22 protein-coding genes, 1 tRNA gene and 1 pseudogene are annotated in these 19,396 nt (G+C 66.9%); 14 read left to right on the plus strand and 10 right to left on the minus strand.

The genetic code is table 11. The features are described from left to right. The first annotated feature begins 482 nt into the window (after positions 1-482). Positions 483-776, plus strand: a complete 294-nt coding sequence (locus KBY88_RS11620; protein WP_254940101.1) for a galactose oxidase — start codon at positions 483-485, stop codon at positions 774-776. Between the two features lie 67 nt (positions 777-843). Further along, positions 844-1,509, plus strand: a complete 666-nt coding sequence (locus tag KBY88_RS11625; RefSeq protein WP_254940102.1) for an HD domain-containing protein — start codon at positions 844-846, stop codon at positions 1,507-1,509. Here KBY88_RS11625 and KBY88_RS11630 read toward each other — a convergent pair. After that, positions 1,506-2,186 carry a methyltransferase domain-containing protein gene (locus tag KBY88_RS11630; protein ID WP_254940103.1) on the minus strand — a complete coding sequence of 227 codons (681 nt, stop codon included), beginning with the start codon at positions 2,184-2,186 and terminating at the stop codon, positions 1,506-1,508. The two genes, KBY88_RS11625 and KBY88_RS11630, sit on opposite strands and share 4 nt — an antisense overlap. A 244-nt stretch (positions 2,187-2,430) precedes the next feature. Further along, on the minus strand, positions 2,431-2,748 hold the full coding sequence (locus KBY88_RS11635) for a hypothetical protein (RefSeq protein ID WP_254940104.1): 318 nt from the start codon (positions 2,746-2,748) through the stop codon (positions 2,431-2,433). 257 nt (positions 2,749-3,005) lie between these two features. On the opposite strand from KBY88_RS11635, the gene KBY88_RS11640 reads away from it, so the two are divergent. The 5 genes and pseudogenes from KBY88_RS11640 (at position 3,006) to KBY88_RS11660 (ending at position 6,443) form a co-directional block, all read left to right on the plus strand. Then, positions 3,006-3,887 (plus strand): phosphodiester glycosidase family protein, encoded by an 882-nt coding sequence (locus KBY88_RS11640; protein WP_254940105.1) that lies wholly within the window; start codon positions 3,006-3,008, stop codon positions 3,885-3,887. A gap of 437 nt (positions 3,888-4,324) precedes the next feature. Next, positions 4,325-4,718, plus strand: a pseudogene (locus KBY88_RS11645) (AbrB-like transcriptional regulator). A 106-nt stretch (positions 4,719-4,824) separates the two neighbouring features. Further along, positions 4,825-5,208, plus strand: a complete 384-nt coding sequence (locus KBY88_RS11650; RefSeq protein ID WP_254940106.1) for a hypothetical protein — start codon at positions 4,825-4,827, stop codon at positions 5,206-5,208. A gap of 296 nt (positions 5,209-5,504) precedes the next feature. Further along, complete coding sequence (locus KBY88_RS11655) at positions 5,505-6,158, plus strand: class I SAM-dependent methyltransferase (protein ID WP_254940107.1); 654 nt, start codon at positions 5,505-5,507, stop codon at positions 6,156-6,158. A gap of 72 nt (positions 6,159-6,230) precedes the next feature. Further along, positions 6,231-6,443 carry a hypothetical protein gene (locus KBY88_RS11660; protein WP_254940108.1) on the plus strand — a complete coding sequence of 71 codons (213 nt, stop codon included), beginning with the start codon at positions 6,231-6,233 and terminating at the stop codon, positions 6,441-6,443. Between the two features lies 1 nt (position 6,444). On the opposite strand, the gene KBY88_RS11665 is transcribed toward KBY88_RS11660, so the two are convergent. The 6 genes from KBY88_RS11665 to coxB all read right to left on the minus strand — a co-directional run bounded on the left by KBY88_RS11665 (position 6,445) and on the right by coxB (position 11,116). Next, positions 6,445-7,209: a hypothetical protein gene (locus tag KBY88_RS11665; protein WP_254940109.1), complete on the minus strand. Its 765-nt coding sequence runs from the start codon at positions 7,207-7,209 to the stop codon at positions 6,445-6,447. A 78-nt stretch (positions 7,210-7,287) separates the two neighbouring features. After that, a complete protein-coding gene (locus KBY88_RS11670) occupies positions 7,288-7,437 on the minus strand; it encodes a CAB/ELIP/HLIP family chlorophyll-binding protein (RefSeq protein WP_254940110.1) in 150 nt (49 codons plus the stop codon). 488 nt (positions 7,438-7,925) lie between these two features. After that, positions 7,926-7,997, minus strand: a tRNA-Val gene (locus KBY88_RS11675). 73 nt (positions 7,998-8,070) lie between these two features. Then, the gene (locus tag KBY88_RS11680; RefSeq protein WP_254940111.1) at positions 8,071-8,676 is read right to left on the minus strand and encodes a cytochrome c oxidase subunit 3; all 606 of its coding nucleotides are present in this window, start codon (positions 8,674-8,676) and stop codon (positions 8,071-8,073) included. After that, positions 8,673-10,295 (minus strand): cytochrome c oxidase subunit I, encoded by a 1,623-nt coding sequence (ctaD, locus tag KBY88_RS11685; protein WP_254940112.1) that lies wholly within the window; start codon positions 10,293-10,295, stop codon positions 8,673-8,675. The genes KBY88_RS11680 and ctaD overlap by 4 nt, the downstream gene beginning before the upstream one ends. Before the next feature lie 14 nt (positions 10,296-10,309). Next, positions 10,310-11,116, minus strand: coding sequence for a cytochrome c oxidase subunit II (gene coxB, locus KBY88_RS11690; protein WP_254940113.1), 807 nt, complete (start codon positions 11,114-11,116; stop codon positions 10,310-10,312). 354 nt (positions 11,117-11,470) lie between these two features. Here coxB and KBY88_RS11695 point away from each other — a divergent pair, with 354 nt between their 5' ends. The 5 genes from KBY88_RS11695 to speB are packed head-to-tail and all read left to right on the plus strand — an operon-like array spanning position 11,471 to position 14,955. Continuing rightward, positions 11,471-11,734 carry a hypothetical protein gene (locus KBY88_RS11695; protein ID WP_254940114.1) on the plus strand — a complete coding sequence of 88 codons (264 nt, stop codon included), beginning with the start codon at positions 11,471-11,473 and terminating at the stop codon, positions 11,732-11,734. Between the two features lie 3 nt (positions 11,735-11,737). Then, positions 11,738-12,295 carry a metal-binding protein gene (locus tag KBY88_RS11700; protein ID WP_254940115.1) on the plus strand — a complete coding sequence of 186 codons (558 nt, stop codon included), beginning with the start codon at positions 11,738-11,740 and terminating at the stop codon, positions 12,293-12,295. Between the two features lie 34 nt (positions 12,296-12,329). Beyond that, positions 12,330-13,181, plus strand: coding sequence for a nucleoside triphosphate pyrophosphohydrolase (mazG, locus tag KBY88_RS11705; RefSeq protein WP_254940116.1), 852 nt, complete (start codon positions 12,330-12,332; stop codon positions 13,179-13,181). A 56-nt stretch (positions 13,182-13,237) separates the two neighbouring features. Then, the gene (speE, locus tag KBY88_RS11710; RefSeq protein ID WP_254940117.1) at positions 13,238-14,089 is read left to right on the plus strand and encodes a polyamine aminopropyltransferase; all 852 of its coding nucleotides are present in this window, start codon (positions 13,238-13,240) and stop codon (positions 14,087-14,089) included. Next, positions 14,086-14,955 (plus strand): agmatinase, encoded by an 870-nt coding sequence (speB, locus tag KBY88_RS11715; protein ID WP_254940118.1) that lies wholly within the window; start codon positions 14,086-14,088, stop codon positions 14,953-14,955. Before speE ends, speB begins: the two co-directional genes overlap by 4 nt. Here the strand turns inward: speB and KBY88_RS11720 are convergent. Further along, positions 14,949-15,380, minus strand: a complete 432-nt coding sequence (locus KBY88_RS11720) for a Crp/Fnr family transcriptional regulator (RefSeq protein WP_254940119.1) — start codon at positions 15,378-15,380, stop codon at positions 14,949-14,951. The two genes, speB and KBY88_RS11720, sit on opposite strands and share 7 nt — an antisense overlap. A gap of 82 nt (positions 15,381-15,462) precedes the next feature. Then, a complete protein-coding gene (locus KBY88_RS11725) occupies positions 15,463-15,717 on the minus strand; it encodes a hypothetical protein (RefSeq protein ID WP_254940120.1) in 255 nt (84 codons plus the stop codon). Positions 15,718-15,872: 155 nt separating this feature from the next. Here KBY88_RS11725 and gcvT point away from each other — a divergent pair, with 155 nt between their 5' ends. Both gcvT and aspS read left to right on the plus strand, forming a co-directional pair. Next, on the plus strand, positions 15,873-17,006 hold the full coding sequence (gene gcvT / locus KBY88_RS11730) for a glycine cleavage system aminomethyltransferase GcvT (protein ID WP_254940121.1): 1,134 nt from the start codon (positions 15,873-15,875) through the stop codon (positions 17,004-17,006). A 552-nt stretch (positions 17,007-17,558) separates the two neighbouring features. After that, the gene (gene aspS / locus KBY88_RS11735) at positions 17,559-19,379 is read left to right on the plus strand and encodes an aspartate--tRNA ligase (protein WP_254940122.1); all 1,821 of its coding nucleotides are present in this window, start codon (positions 17,559-17,561) and stop codon (positions 19,377-19,379) included. Positions 19,380-19,396: the final 17 nt, after the last annotated feature.

Consider the following 19,396-nt stretch of genomic DNA (forward strand, 5'->3'; position numbering starts at 1 on the left):
GAGCGCCTGCGGCGCCGGGCCCCCACGGCCATTTGCGGTTCCACGAACTCAGGGGACAGAACACTCTCCGTTTCCTCAGGGATCGGAATGCCGATGCAGAAGAAGACCACACGCGTGCCGCTCAGATCGATGGGCCGGATGGACCAGCCCGGATCGTCCCCATCTCAGCCCAACACCCTCCAGCCGGGCCGACCGTCCTGGGCACGGGCAGCGGTCGCCGATGACCGCCGCGCCCCAGGGGAACCGGCCCCCACCCTCCAGCGCCCAGCCACTCGAGGCCTTGGGTCATGAAGCAGTCGCCCCGTCGCATCAGCCCGCCCCATCGCAGCGATCGACACCCAGACCCCCTCGATCCACCGTTGCGTCCGCTCGGCCCACCCCGCAACCGTGGATGACACTGCCGAAGGACTCCTCGATCCGCGGGCCCTGGACAACCGCCTGCCAATCTGCTAGTACAGATGTACACCCTGCCGTGCCGACCGATGGTGACCCTTCCCCTCGCTGGCCTTGAGCTCTCCCGCCTTGAGCCCTCCCGCTGGGAAGCGATCGAAGACTGGCCCTGGCTTGGGCACCCCCTGCTCAACGCCACCCGCAGCCGCAAGGTCTGCATGACCTGCCACTGGTTCCGCCACCACGCGGCCCCCGGCGGAATTCCCGTGCTCACCTGCCAGCTGCACCAGGGCCTGCTAGCCCACGGCGACCACCTCACCCACCGCTGCTCGGGCTGGACGGACGACCTGCACCGCCAGCGCGGCTGGGCACCGGAAGTGGCCTGAGGGGGGCTGCCCGCATCCACGGCCAAGGTTGCGCCATGCCACGATTGAGTCACCCCATGGTTGTTCCATGGCCACCAGTCATCGCTACAGCGACGCTCTTCAATGGGCCTCAGAGCTGCATCGCGAGCAGACGCGTAAAGGCAAGCCGGTTCCTTACATTTCCCACCTGATCGCCGTCAGTGGCCTGATCTGGGAAGACGGTGGTGACGAAGACCAGGCGATCGCCGGCTTGCTCCATGACGCGATCGAAGACGCCGGCCAAAGCGAGGCCTCGATCGCGGCGCGGTTCGGGGGTCGGGTGGCGGCCATCGTTGCCGACTGCACGGACACGGTCGTGGGGCGCACGGGCGAGCACAAGGAGCCCTGGCTGACGCGAAAAACCCGCTATGTGGCCTCCCTCGAGCACAAGCCCCTGGATTCCCTGCGCGTCACCGCCGCCGACAAGGCCCACAATGCCCGCGACCTTGTGCTGGATGCCCGGCGGGAGACCAGCAGCTGGGAACGCTTCAACGCCGGTCTCGAGGGCACCGCCTGGTACCTGCTTCGCATCCACCAACTGCTGAGCCATCGGCTGCCCGGCAGTCGCTCCAACGAGCTGCTGGGGGAAGCGGTGCTCGAGATTCTGCACAACCCCGCCTTCATCCGCCGGGTACCGCGGGGGATGGCGCCATCAGTCTGGGCGGCCGGCTACGCCGAACGCCAACTGGCGGGGGCCGGCGAGCTCGGCCGTTAGGACGCAGCGGCGGCGGCCCCAGGGACAGAGGGCTTGCGCCATAACCCCAGCCATTCGCCGTCACGGAGGTTGACTGAACGACCTTCCTGGGCCTCGGCCGACGTTTCTTCAGCGACGGCGCCAGGCACCGGCTCCCAGAGCTCGGCCACCAGGCCGGCGCCGCTGAGCTGCGCCTGCACAACCTCGGGCTGGGCGCCATAGGGCGGGCCACCGGGGCGGCCATGGCACCAGAACAACCCCAGCAGCCAGCCCCCCGGCTCCAGCAACGCCGCCACGGTGCGGGCATAGGCGGTCCGCAGGCTCGGATCAATGGCGCAGAAACAGGTGTGCTCCAGCACGCCCCCCAGACTCCCAGCCCCCAGGCCAGCGGCGACCAGAGCCGGGCCATCAAACAGATCCGCCTGCAACCAGCGCAGCGCCACCGCCGTCGTGCCGTACAGCCGCCGCGCTTCGCCCAGAGCTTCGCTGCTGAAATCCAGCCCCACCACCTCAAACCCCCGATCGGCCAGCAGCCGGGCCTCATGGCCGCGGCCGCACCCAGGCACGAGCACCTGCGCCGGAGGCTGCGGCGCCCGGGGATCGGTGGCGATGAACCGCGCCAGCACGGGCACCGGTTGGCCCAGCTCCCAGCCGTCGCGGCCCTCGCGGTAGCGCTGGTCCCAGGAGGAAGCCGTCATCACCGGTGGGAGCTAGGGAGATCCGCTTCGATCCAACCATGGCCTGCCGATTGGGCGCGCCACCGCATCCCTCCAACCCAGAGGAGAAGCCTTCAGCGGCCCCAGCCACGACGCACGCCGCATCGGAGTCAAGCCTCTGGGTCTCCCACCAAAGGGCGAAACGGCCGGCTGGCCATGCTGGGTTTTCTTCCAGACCGGCGTGGCGACGGAGGCCCTCAGCGACCGACCTCCTGTGGCCTGAGAGTCATGGGGCGGTAGCGGCGCGCTGGTCACCGGCGAGCCCCCGTAAAGCGGCCCCTGCAGACCGGTGCAGCGCCCCAGCGCCAACGGCTTTCAACCGACGCAGGCGGATCCGGTACGTGGCATGGACGGCCCCCAAGTGCTGAATCAGCGCTTCCCTGGCCTCGTGGTGCAAGCCCTCGATCGAACCAGACTCCACGGTCAAGCCCGCCTGGGGCGCCGTGGCCTGTACGAAGCCAGGCCGCTCCTGGGACAGCTCGAAAACGATCTCCCGCATCGATGGGATGGACACCTCCTCAATCCTGAACAAGAAGCGAGCCAAGATGGGGGCGCCGAGGGTACGGAGGACCGATCCTTGCCCCCCTGCTGCGACCCCGGGCGGATGCAGCCCATGGGCGCACCGGAGTGGGAGCAGGACTGAGCGATCTGATGGCCAGCGACGAAGGCCTGGGGGAGCTCCCAACCCCTCCAGCCCCCCCCCCTCTTCCAGCCCAATGAGGCCGGCCAACCGTGCAGCACCTCAAGCCAAGCGCGCTGGCCCTTGCGCTCCTAACGGGACTGGCCTTGGCAGGAGCCTTCATGGCTGGGGCTGTCTTGAGCGGCGGCCTCCAGCGCGCAAACGACCGTGGTGGCGCCCAGGCGCCCGGGGCCAGGAGCGCTGAAGCTGGTCTGCGGTACACGGTGGAGGAGCGTGTCGGTGAACGCCTTCACCTCCTGACGATCCCGAACACACCGGCGCTGGCGATCGTTCCGGTTGTCAGCAACCCGCTGCGTCCCCTGGAGGCCGTGGCCCGCGCCCGGCGGGCCCTCGCCGGAATCAATGGCGGCTACTTCGATCCCGCCAACCAAAAGACGAACGCCTGGGTGCTCGCGGGTGGCCAGGTGCTCGCCAACCCCAGAGACAATCGGCGCTTGATGCGGAACCCGGCCCTGGGGCCCTACCTGGAGGCGATCTTGAACCGCAGCGAATTCAGGCTCTACCAGTGCCAGGGCCACCGTCGCAACGCTATTGTGCCTCATCGATCAGCGGTGCCTCCGGGCTGCCGGTTGGAGCTCGCCCTCGGCGGCGGCCCCCAGCTGCTGCCAGTCATGACGACCGAACGGGAGGCCTTCACGGCTCATGAGCGCGGGGTCTTGGTCCGTGATGCCATTGATGCCTTCGGTCCCAACGCCCGCACGGCCCTGGGGATCAAGGCCGATGGCCAGCTCCTCTGGGTGATGGTGGAGCAACGCCCGGGACGGGCCCGTTCAGGGCTGACCCTGGGCGAGCTGGCACAGTTTCTGCACCAACACGGCGTCCGATCGGCGTTGAACCTCGACGGCGGTTCGTCCTCGTCGCTGTACTTCAAGGGGGAGAGTCATCTGGGCAAGCATGAGGCCGACGGCGCGCCGGTGTCCAGGTCGGTTCACTCTGTTCTGCTCGTTGTTCCCACCCCCCACGACCAGCGCCCGCCCCGCTGAGCGTTGGGTCGGTGGCAGCCATCGGGACCACCTCGAAGGGCACCGCCACTGGGCCGTGGCCTGCGTGGGCGACGGTTTGCGCTGGTCATCCTCATCGCTGGGGAGGGTGGTCCTGCACCCCAGCACCACGTGAAGCCACGGCTGGCTCCCAGCCCAGCCGGTGACGGGGCCATGGACCCCTGGCAGGAGGGCCGTCCGTCCTTGGGTGCCTGCACCAACTCGATCCTGCGCTGGCCTCGGCGCCTCGGATCGCCAGGATCCCTGCGGCTGGCCATAGACACGCGGTCACCGAACAGAACGAGGAGCAGCGCTCCCGTTCGTGAACTGATCGCAACCCAGGCCCGCCGCCGGGGTCAAGTTGGGGCCGTGGCTGTACCAGGACAACCAACCAAGGGCGCCGAGATGGGTACCTTGTCATTCGCCTCCAGATCATCCCCATGGCGCTGACGGGAGCAGACCTGCTGGCGAAGGTGAACGAACTGGGTGATGCCGGCAAGTCCGAGCTGGCGCGGGCAGCTGGTTAGGTTTCCACCATGAAGGAAGGGACGGAACGGCTGAGTTTCACGGCGTTCTCCCTCGGCAAAGCCTTGCCAAAGAAGGCCTCCCCTGGAGGCCAAAGATGTCAGCCTGGGCGACATTGGCGGTAAGCCAGGTGGCAAAGACAACCGCAAACTCAGCGACATGGCCGCGGAGCAGGCCAACGGCACTGTGTTGGTGGGCAAGGCCTACAAAGGCCTGCTCGATCTGGCCCCGGGGGCTGAAGTCCAAATCAAGATCTCTCGCAAGCAAATACGCCTGGTGCCCGCCGGCTCCGCCGACGATGGGGATTGATCCTGTGCACGCAGTGGGCAGGGTTGTGCTCGGCCTCAGGTCCACGGCCGAAGCCCCCGGGCTGACCCGGCCCCGGGGGCCTCTTGGGACCGACGGGTTGGGCTGGTTGAACAACGGCCTGGTGGATGATGCGGCGGTGCAGGGCGACCGCCGGGAACAAAGCCACCTCCGTCGCCCCATGGCCCTGGCTCCCTGGATCGGCATGGGGATCGCCCTGGTTCGTCAGGTCGGGGAGCGGCTGTGCCCAGGCCTGAGCCGGCAGGCGGTGGTCGCCAACGCCGCTGACAACACCTACACCCCCTTGGACCTCCAGGCGTTGATCGACGGCCGCCATCGGGCCGAAGCGGAACTGCAACACAGCCAGCCGGTGCTCTACCGCGATCGGTTTGCGCTGGAGTTCTTCACCCCCCGGGGAGAGGCGCTGGCGGCCCAGGCGGACGCTATCTCCCTCACGCTACGCCACCAGGGATGCCCCTACGGCAACCGCTGACGCACGGCCGGGGACCGCAAGCCCAGCGCGATCAGGCGACATCCTGCTGCTTCCAGAGCGGGTTCCAAAGGGGCGCGCCGTCGGATGGGCTGCGGACGTGCGCTGGTGCATCTGCTGAGACCACACACCTGGGGCCCGGGGTTCAACGGTCATGGACGTTCAGGGCTCACCCCACTCCATCAGTCCCCGTCGGCGCCTTCAGCCAGACCGAGCTGGGGGCACCAAGGGCTTCCCTCGGGGCTCTCAGCGCGGCCTCGGGGCTCGCCACCATGGCGTGGTGGTGATGGCAAGCGCTGATGGTGGTCCTGGTGCTGAACGAGAGAGAGCGACGCAAGCGTGACCCGTCCGACGACGCCCTCTTCTACGCCGAGCCCCGTTTCGTGCATCACCTCGACGTTGCCTTCCGCCAACGGCTCACGGCCCTCTATCGGGAGCGGCTTCCGCCCGGAGCCGTGGTGCTCGACCTGATGAGCAGCTGGGTGAGCCACCTGCCGGAGGAAGCCAGCTACCAAGAAGTGATTGGCCATGGGCTCAATCCAGACGAACTGGCGGCCAACCGACGCCTTGATCGCCATTGGGTTCAGAACCTCAACCTCAACCAGCGGCTGCCCCTGGCCGATGTCAGCGTGGACGCTGTGCTGATCGTGGCCGGTTGGCAATATCTGCAGCAGCCCGAACAGCTGGCCGTCGAACTGCTGCGGATCGTGCGCCCCGGCGGTCAAACGATCGTGGCCTTCTCCAACCGGATGTTCGCCCAGAAGGCTCCGCACATCTGGACGGAAGGCAGTGATCAGGAGCACCTGGCCTATGTGAGCCGGGGGCTCCAAGCGCAGGGTTGGCCCTCACCACTGCTGATCGCCGAGACCACCCGGGCCGAGGGTCCGCTGGGCTGGCTCGGGGGACAAGGGGATCCGTTCTTCGCGGTGGTAGCCAAGAAGGCTCAGCCCTGAAGCAGCTGAAGCAGACCCCCTGGCTCGCGCTTAACACTCCTTTACATTAGCTTTAAAGAAAGGTGTAGGTCCATGCTCGAAGCCCTCTTCCCCATCGTCTATTTCGTGAGTTTCGCTGTGATCGCTGGTGGAGCCTTTGCGCTGATGACCCAGAACCTCCGCCGTTCCACAGCCGTTTCCAGCCCCCGTCAGCGCCACCCGGAAGCGCCCACCCCGGGAGAAGCGCTGCTCTATGTGGACCTGGGTCGCGAACGCCTTGAGAAGCTCTACGAGCTGCCGTCTTGAATCAAGGCTTGCCCTGGGAGAACACAGTGATGTTCGCCTGCTCCCGATAGATCTCATCAGCCATGTCGTCCACCGTGAAGGCGGTCCAGGTAGCGGAAAGGGCCGCATCAGAGAAGGCAATGGGCCATTCGATCCTGTGCCGCTGGTAGGTGAGACCCACACAGGTGAGGTTTTGGTCATCCGCCATGAGCGACCAGAGCAGCCGCAGGTCGCCACGGTCGTAGACGATTGGATTAATACCACGGCTGGCCTCGACCGGATAGCCCGGCAACAGCTCAAGGCTGCGACTGTTCTCCCAGCAGAGATAGTCACCGTTATCAGTGGGATAGAACCAACAGGTTTCGTGATCGATTTCCGCCATGGCCACGTGATCCAGGCAGGAGATCCGATCGATGGCCATCGGGGGGCCCTGTTGAGGGATCGGCTCCGCCCAAGGGGTCCCATGAAGTTCGTAGGCACCGAGCCAAAGGGACTTGGTTTCAAAGCCAGGGATCAGCGCATCGCAGATCAAACGACGGGGCGTAAAGATCCCAGACGCTGGGGCCGTGAGGGCCGGAAGGAAAGGATCGGTGCCGCTGGCGTTGGCCTCGCCCGAACCCACCAGGTCATCAAGGCTTTGCTCGACATCGGCGGGGACCCGATACATCCGCAGGGCCGTACCCTTAGCGACACCCTGGCGCTGGGCGGCCAAAAGCCCCTCCCAGTCGACAGAGTCGCCGGGAAGGGCCTCCTGGGGAGCCAGAACGAAGACGAGGGCGTGCTCCATGGTTCTGGGGGTTGGGACGGCAGCATCGGCCCGGCTGGACGGTCTCATCCTGGCCGATGCTGCAGAGAAGGGGCTGGATCAGCCGAGGCCGATCTGGCTGAGAATGCCCTGGCCGGTGAGGAGCTCGGTGCCCAGGCCGATCACGAAACCGAGCATGGCCAGGCGGCCATTCCAGGTTTCAGCGAAAGCCACGAAGCCGAAGCGGGAGTCTGAGGAAGAGGTGGTCATGGAGGGGAGGGTGTCGATGAACTCATCAAATTGTAAAGCCTCTTGAAGCCATGTGAAGTTTTTCTTGGCTGGGTGCCTGCTCGCCGACGCTGGGGCATGGGCCACCTGTTCGCCGGCGCCCAGTGCAGGCCTGAGCCCGACGCGCCCTGTCCTGAGCGTTCCCTGGCCCCTTCGTCAACCTCCAGCAACCCTTCCGCAGCGCCGGCCAGGCCATGCCAGCGGGCTCGCACCCTGGGCACGGCTTGGATCTGCATGCGCAGCACCGTGGGGCTGGAGCCGCCTGTAGCAAGCTTGAAGCCACAGCTTTGCTGCGTCCACCGTCAAGCTCGAGGGGGCGACATGCCGTCACCACGTGGCTGACGAGCTCTAAACGTCGGCCAGGAGGAGCAAAAGAGTCAGAGGTGAAAGCCCTGGCAAAGCCTATCGGCGGGTGAGGCAAGGGTTTAAAAAGGTTGCCAAAACCACTGTGCTGAAGGCGTTTTTGCGTATGCCCGATGCCGGTTTCGAACCAGCGACATCCTGCTTGTAAGGCAGGCGCTCTACCGCTGAGCTAATCGGGCGAGGTGGCCATTGTGAACGATCACGCTCCAGCCAGCGCCAGGGGCCGCTCAGGCCGGTGTCGGCAGAAGGGGCTCAAAGCAGGTAGATGATCCCGAACAGCACCACCCAGATGCCATCAACAAAGTGCCAATAGAGCTCGGCGGCCTCCAGGCCGAAGTGCTGATGGCTGGTGATCGAGCCACCCTGACGCGCCTGCCACCAGACGATCAGCATCAACATCACCCCAAGGCTGACGTGCAGGCCGTGGAAGCCGGTCAGCACGTAAAAGGTGCTGGCATAGAGGTTGCTGGTGAGACCGAAGGGGAGGGTGAAGTACTCGCGCATCTGGCTCACCAGGAAGGCCACCCCGAGGGCCACGGTGATCATGAGCCAGAGGCGGCAACCGGATGAATTCTCGGCGCGCAACAGCTTGGCGGATCGATGGAAGGTGAAACTGCTGAGCACCAGCAGCACGGTGTTGATCGTGGGAAGCAGCAGTTCGAGCTCGTAGATCCCACCGGTGGGCAGGGGGTTGACGGCCCGGAAGGTGAGGTAAGCCGCGAACAGACCGGCGAAGGTCATGCCGTCGGCCACCAGGAACAACACCAGGCCGAACAGCCGGAAATCTCCGTGCTCCTCGTGTTCGACCGCAGCAGAAGGTTCCTGCAGCTCGGTGCTGATGGAGGGCAGGGTGGTCATGGTTGGGGCTCCGCTCCGTAGCCGTAGGGGTGACGCACATGGGGAGCTGGTCCGTGCCAGTTTTCCACCGGGGGCGGAGAACTGGTGAGCCATTCGCTGGTGAGCGCTCGCCAGGGATTATCACCGGCCACCTTCCCCTTGAAGTAGCTGGCGATGACGTTGTAGAGGAACGGCAGGGTGCTCAGGGCCATCAGCAGGGCGCCGACACTGCTGATCTGGTTCAGCAAAGTGAACTGCGGGTCGTATTCCGCCACCCGTCTGGGCATGCCGTTGATCCCGAGCCAGTGCTGGGGACCGAAGCAGAGATTGAACCCGATGAAGGTGAGGGCGAAATGCAGAAGGCCAAGCCGCTCATCGAGCATCTTTCCGGTGAACTTCGGATACCAGTGGTAGATGGAGCTGAAAATCACGAACACCGTTCCGCCATAAACGATGTAATGGAAATGGGCGACCACGAAGTAGGTGTCATGCACGTGGATGTCGAACGGCACCTGGGCCAGGGCCACGCCCGTGATGCCCCCGAGCACAAAATTGACGATGAAGGCACAGGCGAAGAGCATGGCGGAATTCAGGGCGATTCTTCCGCCCCAGAGCGTTGCCAGCCAGTTGAAGAACTTGATGCCAGTGGGCACGGCAATGAACGAGGTGGCGATCGTGAAGAACAGCCGCATCCAGGGGGGTGTGCCGCTGGTGAACATGTGATGCGCCCAGACGATCAGGCCCAGGAACACGATCGCCAGAATCGAATACACCATGGTGGTGTAGCCAAATAACGGTTTGCGGGAATGCACCGGAAGGATCTCACTGACGAGCCCAAAGGCCGGCAGCACCATGATGTAGACCGCCGGATGGGAATAGAACCAGAACAAATGCTGGTAAACCACCACATTGCCGCCCTGGCCTGGGTTGAAGAAGCCCGTGTGGGCCACGATGTCGAAGGCCAGAAGGATCAAGGTGCCCGCCAGCACCGGCGTTGACAGCACCACCAGGATGCTAGTGCCCAGCATGGCCCAGCAGTACATCGGCAACTCCATGAGCTTGAGGCCGGGGCGGCGCAGCTTCAGGATCGTGGCGATGAAGTTGATGCCCCCGAGGATGGAGCTGCCCCCCAGCAGAATCACGCTGAAGATCCAGACCAGCTGCCCCGCCGCTGGAGTGGTGAGACTCAAGGGGGGATAGGCCGTCCAGCCTGATTGAGAAGCCCCACCGATGAAGTAGCTGGTGATCAGCATCACCCCGGCGGGGGGAATCAACCAGAAGGCAATGGCATTGAGGCGGGGGAAGGCCATGTCACGGGCGCCCACATAAAAGGGGACCAGATAGTTGCCGAAGGCCCCGTTCACCACCGGCACAATCCACAGGAAGATCATGATCGTGCCGTGGAGTGTCAGCACCTCGTTGTAGGCCTCACGGCTGAGGAAGTCGGAGATCGGAGTGGTCAGCTCGGTGCGGATCATCCCGGCCAAAACACCGCCCACGAGGTAGAAGAAGAAGCTCGTGACCAGATACTGAATGCCGATTACCTTGTGATCGAGGCTGAAACCGAAGTAACGCCGCCAGTCCTCAGGCTCCGGCCCGTCGAAGAGCCCAGGGGATGGGGAGGAGGTGGTGGTGGTCATGGTTGGAGGCTTCCTCAGGCGGCAACGGGGTCGGGGCTGTTCTGCTTCAGCCATTGCTCATAGGCATCCTGCCCATGCACCACAACGGAGGTGCGCATGCCGCCGTGGTAAGGCCCGCACAGCTCGGCGCAGATGATCGGGTAGGTGCCTTCCCGGGTGGGGGTGAAGGCGAGAACGGTCGGCTGGCCGGGGATGATGTCCTGCTTGAGGCGGAACTGGGGCACCCAAAAGGCGTGGATCACATCATTGGCCTTCATGTGCAGTTCCACCGGCTGACCCACAGGCACATGCAGTTCGCCGCTGATGATGTTGCTTGAGGGGTAGCTGAAGATGAAGGCGAACTGCATCGCCGTGACATCGACCGTTGTGGCAGGAGTCAAGCCGGTGGCGGTTCCGATGCCCCCCCAGACCTCGCCGGCGGGGCGCTGATCCATGGCGGTCATGGCCTCCATGGAATGCATGCCGCCGTGATCCCCGAGGGAGGTCATGCCACCCATGCGGTCATAGATGTTGTAGCTGTAGAGGCCGACGAACAGCACCACCACAGCCGGAATGGCCGTCCAGACGATCTCCAGGGGCAGATTGCCCTCGGTCGCCGCCCCATCACTGACATCACCTGCGCGGCGCCGAAAGCGGATCAGGCTGTAGATCAGTACCCCGAAGACCCCCAGGAACAGGATCGTTCCAATGCTGTACAGCACCCGAAACAGCTGGTCGTAGAGGGGAGCGTTGAGGCTCGCCTGCACAGGCAACAGCGAACTGTCGCTGCCCACCCAGAGGCCGATGAGGATGATCGCCACGACCAGGGAGACGACGACCACCCTCGAACGAACGGAAACCAAGCTCAGGCGGGCAAATCGGCTTTCACATTATGGAAAGCGGATCGGTTGGTGCGATCGCCGGGGGGATTGTGTTGAAGGACGGATCGAAACCGGGCTGAGGGCCGGGGGTGACCACGCTCAACCGCCGGCGGCGAACGCGGAGAGCACCAGCACGGACAGCAGCATGCCGGGCAGGAGCAGCATCACCAGCTGGCCCAGATCGTGGATGGTCATGGCCGAAGCAGGAGCACGGCAATGAGGTTAAGCAGGCAGGCCACTGAAAACAGATGTTGACAGATTGATTCAAACCGGCTCGGCCTGCCTTAGCTGAGGAAGTGCCCCATCAGATCCCCCATGGACCGCCACCAGGCCTATCAGCTCCGCTGCACCCTGACCTTTGGGGACATTTACGGACAGATTCTGATCTGGTTGTTGATCATCTTCGTCAGCCTGGCGGCCGGCATGGCATTGATGGGGGCGAGCAGCCCGATCTACGCCCTGGTGGTGGTGGGGGTGATCCTTGTGCTCTCGCTGCCTTTCCTGCTGTTCGCCTTCACCACGACCCTGCTCAACCACATCGCCCTCGATCCGTCGGCCGAGCCGGCCCAAGCGCCCTGAACCATGGCCAGCGGCCGCGAGCACGATCGCCTGACCCTGCGGCTCAGCCTGCCCTTCGCCCTGCTCTGGTGGCCGGCCTTGGGCCCATCGGGTGTCGCCACGGCCCTGGTCAGTTTTCTGGTGGGGGGGCTCTGGCTCTCCCCTGACCTGGACACCCCCTCCAACCCCACCCGCCGCTGGGGCCCCCTGGCGCTGCTCTGGCTCCCCTACCGCAAGCTGCTGCGCCACCGCTCCTCCCTCTCCCACACGCCGTTGGTGGGCACCGCCGGGCGTCTCTTGTACCTGACGGCGCTGCTGCTGGCCCTGGGCCTGCTGCTGAAGCCTCTGGGGTTGGCCCACCTGGGACTGGGGGGGGGCGCCGGACTGCTGGCGGCGGCCGAACAGCTCTGGCGGCAGCAGCGGCCCCTGGTGCTGCTCGCCCTGGGGGGGCTGGAGGCCAGTGCCTGGCTGCACCTGCTCCAGGACGGCGATCCCATGCCCAAGCGGCCAAGGCTGTTGCGGCGCAGCTCGCTGTTGAGACGCAGCTCGCTGTTGCGGCACCGGCGTTCGATGCGAAGGTGAGCGCCCTACGGCCCCCGCAGCCCAGCGCCCGTCCATGTGCACCCCTCCCCCCCCTGAGCATTCCTCCACCGACGCCCTCGCCGAGCTGGTGGCCGTGGTGGACCGGCTGCGGGACCGGGAGGCCGGCTGCCCCTGGGACCTGAAACAGACCCACGCCTCACTGATCCCCTACGTGCTCGAGGAGGCCCATGAGGTGGCCGATGCCATCCGCCACGGGGACGATGGGCACCTGTGCGAGGAGCTGGGGGACCTGCTGCTGCAGGTGCTGCTGCACGCCCGCATCGCCGCCGAGGCGGGGAGCTTCGACCTGGCGCAGGTGGCCCGGGGGATCAGCGCCAAGCTGATCCGGCGTCATCCCCACATGTTTGAGCCGGAGAACGGCACCCCCGCCAGCTGGGAGGCGATCAAGGCGGCCGAGCGGGCCGCCCGCGGCGAAAGGGAGGCCAGCCTCAGCGATCGGCTGGGCGCGAAGGTCCGCGGCCAGTCGGCCCTAAGCGGGGCGATGACCATCTCGAGAAAGGCCGCCGCGGCCGGCTTCGAGTGGGAATCGATCGCAGGGGTGTGGGGGAAGGTGGAGGAGGAGCTGGGGGAGCTGCGGGAGGCGGTGGCCAGCGGTGATCGGGCCCACGCCCAGAGCGAGCTGGGGGATCTGTTGTTCACCCTGGTGAACGTGGCCCGCTGGTGCGATCTGGATCCCGACGAGGGCCTCGCCGGCACCAACCGTCGCTTCCTGGCGCGCTTCGCCCGGGTGGAGGAGGCCCTCGGGGGGGAGCTGGAGGGCCAGAGCATCGAGCGGCTTGAGGGCCTGTGGCAGCAGGCCAAGGCCGCGATCCGCGCCGAGACCACTGGCGCGGAGGTGGGCCGCTCCGGGGAGGCCCTCCCCTGAGGTGTGCGGGACGACAACGGCGAACCGCTTAGCTGGGAGGACCCGATCGAGCCCCCATGGACTCCAACGACGGCTGGGTGGATGAGATCCACGCCGGCTGCCGCTACGGCCTGAAGGCCAAAGTGCTGGTGGACACCCACAGCCCCTTCCAGCGGGTGACCGTGATCGACAGCGAGCCCTACGGCAAGGCGCTGTTGCTTGATGGCTGCTGGATGACCGCCGAGCGCCAGGAGCGCCAGTACCACGAATCCCTGGTGCACCCGGCCCTCACCTCGGCCGCCTCGATCGAGCGCGTGCTGGTCATCGGTGGCGGCGATGGCGGCACCGCCCGCGAGGTGCTGCGCCACCCCGGCGTGGCCCACCTCGACATGGTGGAGATCGATGGGCTGGTGGTGGAGCTCTGCCGGGAGCACCTGCCCGGCCTGGGAGCCACAGCCTGGAGCGACCCCCGCTTCAACCTCACGATCGGCGATGGCCTCGCCTGGGTGGCCGCGGCCGCGGACGCCAGCTACGACGTGGTGATCGTCGATGGCTCCGACCCCGCCGGCCCCGCCGAGGGCCTGTTCAACGAGGCCTTTTTCCAGAACTGCCGCCGCCTGCTCAGGCCCGGGGGCGTGTTCGCCACCCAGAGCGAATCCCCCGAGGCCTTCCGCCAGGTACACATCGACACCGTGCGCCTGCTGCAGCGGGTGTTCGGCCACGCCGATCCGCTCTATGGATGGGTGCCCATGTACCCCAGTGGCTGGTGGAGCTGGATCTTCGCCGCCGTCGATGGCCCCCGCTACCTCACGCCCCAGCTGGAGCGGGCCGAAGCGGTGGCGGCGGGCTGCGAAATCTGGAGCCCCCGCTGGCAAGGGGGTGCCTTCGAGGCGGTGCCGGCGGCAATCGAGCGGGAGCTCAACCGATGAGTGAGCTGTTCGATCAAGGGTTGTTTGACACAGATGGCGCCATCTACATGGGCAGCCGCCGGAACCCCGCTGGCTGCCGCGTCGGCCTGTTCGGAGTGCCCTACGACGGCACCACCTCCTTTCGCCCCGGCACGCGCTTCGGACCAGCGGCGATCCGGGAGGTGAGCAGCGGCCTGGAGACCTACGACCCCCAGCTCGACCTCGACCTGGAGGAGGCCGCCATCGCCGATCTGGGCGCCCTCGAGATCCCCTTCGGTGCCCCCGAACCCGTGGTTGAGGCCGTGGGCCGCGCCACCCGGGCGGTGCTGGGCCTTGGCCTCAAGCCCCTGATGCTGGGCGGAGAGCATTCGATCAGCAGTGGTGCCGTGGCGGCGGTGGCCGAACGGCACCCGGCTCTGGTGCTGGTGCAGCTCGATGCCCATGCCGACCTGCGCGAGCAGTGGCTGGGGGCCCGCCACAGCCACGCCTGCGCCATGCGCCGCTGCCTGGAGGTGCTGCCCAGCGGCGACCTGCTGCAGATCGCGATCCGCAGCGGCACCCGCGAGGAGTTCGGCGAACTGCGCCGCAGCGGCCGCCTGATCGGCCTTGATGGCCTGGTGGCGGCCCTCACCCCCCTGCGGGGGCGGCCCGTGTACCTGACGGTGGATCTGGACTGGTTCGATCCGGCGGTGCTGCCGGGCACGGGCACCCCCGAGCCCGGAGGGTTCCACTGGCACCACTTCGCTGCCCTGGTGGACGAACTCCGCCAGCACCGGCTGGTGGCCGCCGATGTGGTGGAACTGGCGCCCCAACTGGACCCCACCGGGGTCAGCGCTGTGCTGGCGGCCAAGGTGGTGCGCAGCCTGTTGCTTCTCCTGGATCAATAGCAGCAGGTGCCGCTGGTGCGCTGCTCCCGCAAACGGTCGTGCTGCTGGGCGATCAGGTGAATCGCCAGGGTGGGGTGGTTGTGGAGGAGGTTCAAGAAGCGCAGCCGATCGAGGCGCAGCACCTCCACGGGCGTTCGCGCCACCGCCTGATTGCGGTAGTGGCCATCGCTCCAGACGATGTCCTGATAACTGAAGAGCTCCCCCGGGCGGTGACAGACCTTGTCCCCGTCGGGACTGAGCACCTCGACGATGCCACGGCGCACGGCGTAGATGGCGTTGGCCGCCTCCCCCGCCGAAAACACAGGGGCACCGGTGGGAAACGTGAGCATCTCACTGTCGATCTGAGCCCCGAGCAGCTCAGCAGGAGTCGAACTTGCCAGCAACGTGACCAATAACCCACCTCCACGGTGAATTGGGTGACTCATCAGGATGGCACCCCTCACTCCCGGGGCAAGTGCTGGCAGGCACGTTTGCAGGGATTGCTTGGTGGCGACGCCCCCAGGCCCCTCAGCTTTCCACCAGCAGGGGCGTGAGGGCCAACTGACCATTCGCCTCGGTGAGGGGCCATGGTTCAGGTGCCTTGCCCGCTGCGTCCGGACCTGTGGCTGGCAGGCGTGGTGGCAGGGCCGTCCAGTGGTGGCACCAGACCTCGCCACTGAGCTCGGGGTGGATCGCCAGGTGCCGCAGCTTGCACCAGCCCAACACCGCCGCCGTCTGGGGCGTGCAATGGAAGCAACTGCGGCAGCTGGGGCGCTTGCCCATCAAGGGATCCTTGGGCCCCTCAACGTAATGAGAGCGCCCTGGCCTGGCCAGGGTGCAAGCCGAACCTGCTGGATCTTTTCGGATTCGGGCCCGGCCCGGCCGCAGCCAGCAAGGGCCTCCATAGGATCCGCCCCATCCCCGCGCCCCTCCCCGCCATGGCCAACGCCCTGAAGCGCACCCCCCTGTTCGAGGCCGCCCGCAGCGCCGGGGGCCGCCTGGTGCCCTTCGCCGGCTGGGAGATGGCCGTGCAGTTCGGCGGGCTGGTGGTGGAGCACACGGCCGTGCGCGAGCGCTGCGGTGTGTTCGACATCTCCCACATGGGCGTGCTCACCCTCAACGGCGATGGTCTCAAGGACGCCCTCCAGGCCCTGGTGCCGAGTGACCTGCACCGCATCGGCCCCGGTGAAGCCTGCTACACGGTCTTGCTCAACGAGGCGGGCGGCATCCGTGACGATCTGATCGTCTACGACCGCGGCCGGGTGGTGGGCCCCGAAGGCGAAACCGATGAGCTGGTGCTGGTGATCAATGCCGCCTGCGCCGAGTCCGACACCGCCTGGATTCGCAGCCAGCTGGAACCCCAGGGGTTCACGATCGTCGACCGCAAGGGCGACGGGGTGCTGCTGGCCCTGCAGGGGCCCGAGGCTGCTGCTCGCCTGGAGACCCTTAGCGGGGCCGATCTCTCCGGCCTGCCGCGCTTCGGCCATCGGGAGCTGACCCTGGCGGGCACGGCCACCGGCGCCGCCCAGGGGGCGCCGGTGTTCGTGGGGCGCACGGGCTACACCGGCGAAGACGGCTTCGAGCTGCTGCTGGGGCGTGAGGCGGGCCTGGCCCTGTGGCAGCAGCTGCTGGCAGGCGGTGTGAGCCCCTGCGGCCTGGGCGCCCGCGACACCCTGCGGCTGGAGGCGGCCATGCACCTCTACGGCAATGACATGGATGCCTCCACGACGCCGTTGGAGGCCTCCCTGGGCTGGCTTGTGCATCTGGAGATGCCGGCCAGCTTCATCGGCCGCGGAGCCCTGGAACGCCAGACGGCCGAAGGCGTGCCGCGCCGGCTGGTGGGCCTCAAGCTCTCTGGCCGCGCCATCGCCCGCCACGGCTACCCGGTGCGGCAAGGGAGCCAGGTGGTGGGGGAGGTCACCAGCGGCACCTGGTCACCGACGTTGGGCGAAGCGATCGCCCTGGCCTACGTGCCTGCCGCGGCCGCCAAGCTCGGCACGGAGCTGGCGGTGGAGATCCGCGGCAAGGCCGAACCCGCTGTGGTGGTGAAGCGACCCTTTTATCGGCGCTGACGCCCAACAGCCCGGCGCTGACCCATCAACGAACGACCAAGCCACAATGGTCCTTCTCCAGAAGAAACAAACGCAAGGATTCGCTGGGGGGTGCTGAATCCGCAAGGCTCCTAGGAACGGCGGGCCGCCTCGTCCTTCGCATGGGAGGCCAGGGCAGGCAGACCGGAGAGGCCCCTGTCTGACGGGTGCGCCGCAAGGCGTCCTAAGGCAGACCCGCCCCCACCCCCTTGCCCTGCCAGGGGCGGCTGACCGCCGGGCAAGGCCGCTGCGCAGCCCCTCGGGCGCGGCCTCCAACGCCACCCCACCCATCACCATGGCGTAGCAACCGATCACCTGCTCCTCTTCAGGGGCGGGGGAGCCCTGAGCAACGTGGCCGATCGGCTCCGCCAGGCGAAGCCATCGAGCGGGTGCTGGAGCGGATGACAGAACTGGCGACGGAGGCGGCCATGGCAGCAGAACCAGCAGGAACTGGGCCTGGCCATAAGGCCCGCCACGGTGGGGACTGGGTCCCCGGGCGCCATGGGAAAATCCATGATTGCTTGTCTTTTCCCCATGCGGAGCCACGGATGCGGCGACCTGCGCAGCGCTGACGCCGGCCGGTCGGTCCAGCTCTGCGGCTGGGTGGACCGGCGCCGGGACCACGGCGGGGTGATCTTCATCGACCTGCGCGACCGCAGCGGCACCATCCAGGTCACCGTTGACCCCGACCGCGGGGACGGGGCCTTCGCCGCCGCCGAGCAGCTGCGCAGCGAATACGTGCTGCAGATCCAGGGCACGGTGCGTCAGCGGCCGAGCGACTCGCTCAACGAACGCCTGGCCACCGGGGAGATCGAAGTGCTGGCGGAAACGATCACCGTGCTGAACACGGTCAAACGCACCCTGCCCTTTGCGGTCTCCGTTCACGACGACGAAAACGTGCGCGAGGAACTGCGCCTGCGCCACCGCTACCTGGACCTGCGCCGCGAGCGCATGAACGGCAACCTGCGCCTGCGCCACAAAACCATCCAGACCGCCCGCCACTTCCTGGAGGCCGAGGGCTTCATCGAGGTGGAAACCCCCGTGCTCACACGCTCCACCCCCGAAGGTGCCCGCGACTACCTGGTGCCTTCAAGGGTCAACGGCGGCGAGTGGTTCGCCCTGCCCCAATCGCCCCAGCTGTTCAAGCAGCTGCTGATGGTGGGCGGCCTCGAGCGCTACTACCAGGTGGCCCGCTGCTTCCGCGATGAAGACCTGCGGGCCGACCGCCAGCCGGAATTCACCCAACTGGACATGGAGATGAGCTTCACCACCCAGGAGCAGATCCTGGCGCTCAACGAGGGCCTGATCGCCGCGATCTGGAAGGCGGTCAAGGGGATCGAGCTGCCCCGGCCCTTCCCCCGGCTCACCTGGGCGGAAGCGATGGAGCGCTACGGCACCGACCGGCCCGACACGCGCTACGGCCTGGAGCTGGTGAACGTCAGCGACATCGTGGCGACCAGCGGCTTCAAGGTGTTCTCCGGGGCCGTGGCTTCGGGCGGGGCCGTGAAGGTGATCGCCATCCCCGGCGGCAACGACGCCCTCAGCAACGTGCGCATCAAGCCCGGCGGCGATGTGTTCTCCGAGGCCACCACCGCCGGGGCCGGCGGCCTGGCCTTCATCCGCGTACGCGAAGGCGGCGAGATCGACACCATCGGCGCGATCAAGGACAACCTCTCAGAAACCGGCAAAGCCGAGTTGCTGCGCCGCACGGGCGCAGTGCCCGGCACCCTGCTGCTCTTCGGCGCCGGCGACACCGCCACGGTGAACAAGGCCCTCGATCGCGTCCGCCAGTCCCTGGCCAAGGAGCTGGGCCTGGTGGCCGAAGGGCGCGCCAACGACGCATGGAACTTCCTCTGGGTGGTGGATTTCCCGATGTTCGAGTTCAACGCCGGTGAACACCGCCTTGAGGCTCTGCACCACCCCTTCTGCGCCCCCAACACCGATGACCTCGGTGCCGATCCGGCCGCCTGGGCCGAGCGGCTGCCCGGCGCCCGCGCCCAGGCCTACGACCTGGTGCTCAACGGGCTCGAACTCGGCGGCGGCTCCCTGCGCATCCACGATTCCGCCCTGCAGCGCCAGGTGCTGCAAACCATCGGGCTGCCCCTGGAGGAGGCCGAGCGACAGTTCGGCTTCCTGATCGAAGCTCTCGATCTGGGGGCGCCACCCCACGGCGGTCTGGCCTTCGGAATGGATCGGATCGTGATGCTGCTGGCGGGCGAAGACTCGATCCGTGACACGATCGCCTTCCCCAAGACCCAGCAGGCCCGCTGCCTGCTCACCGGCGCCCCAGCCGGGGTGGCGACGGGGCAACTGGAAGAGCTGCACGTGGCCAGCACCTGGGTGGATCCCCAATAGGCTGAGCCCCAGCGCCC

It is taken from the genome of Cyanobium sp. Morenito 9A2 (assembly GCF_024345575.1).
Lineage (GTDB): Bacteria > Cyanobacteriota > Cyanobacteriia > PCC-6307 > Cyanobiaceae > ATX-6F1.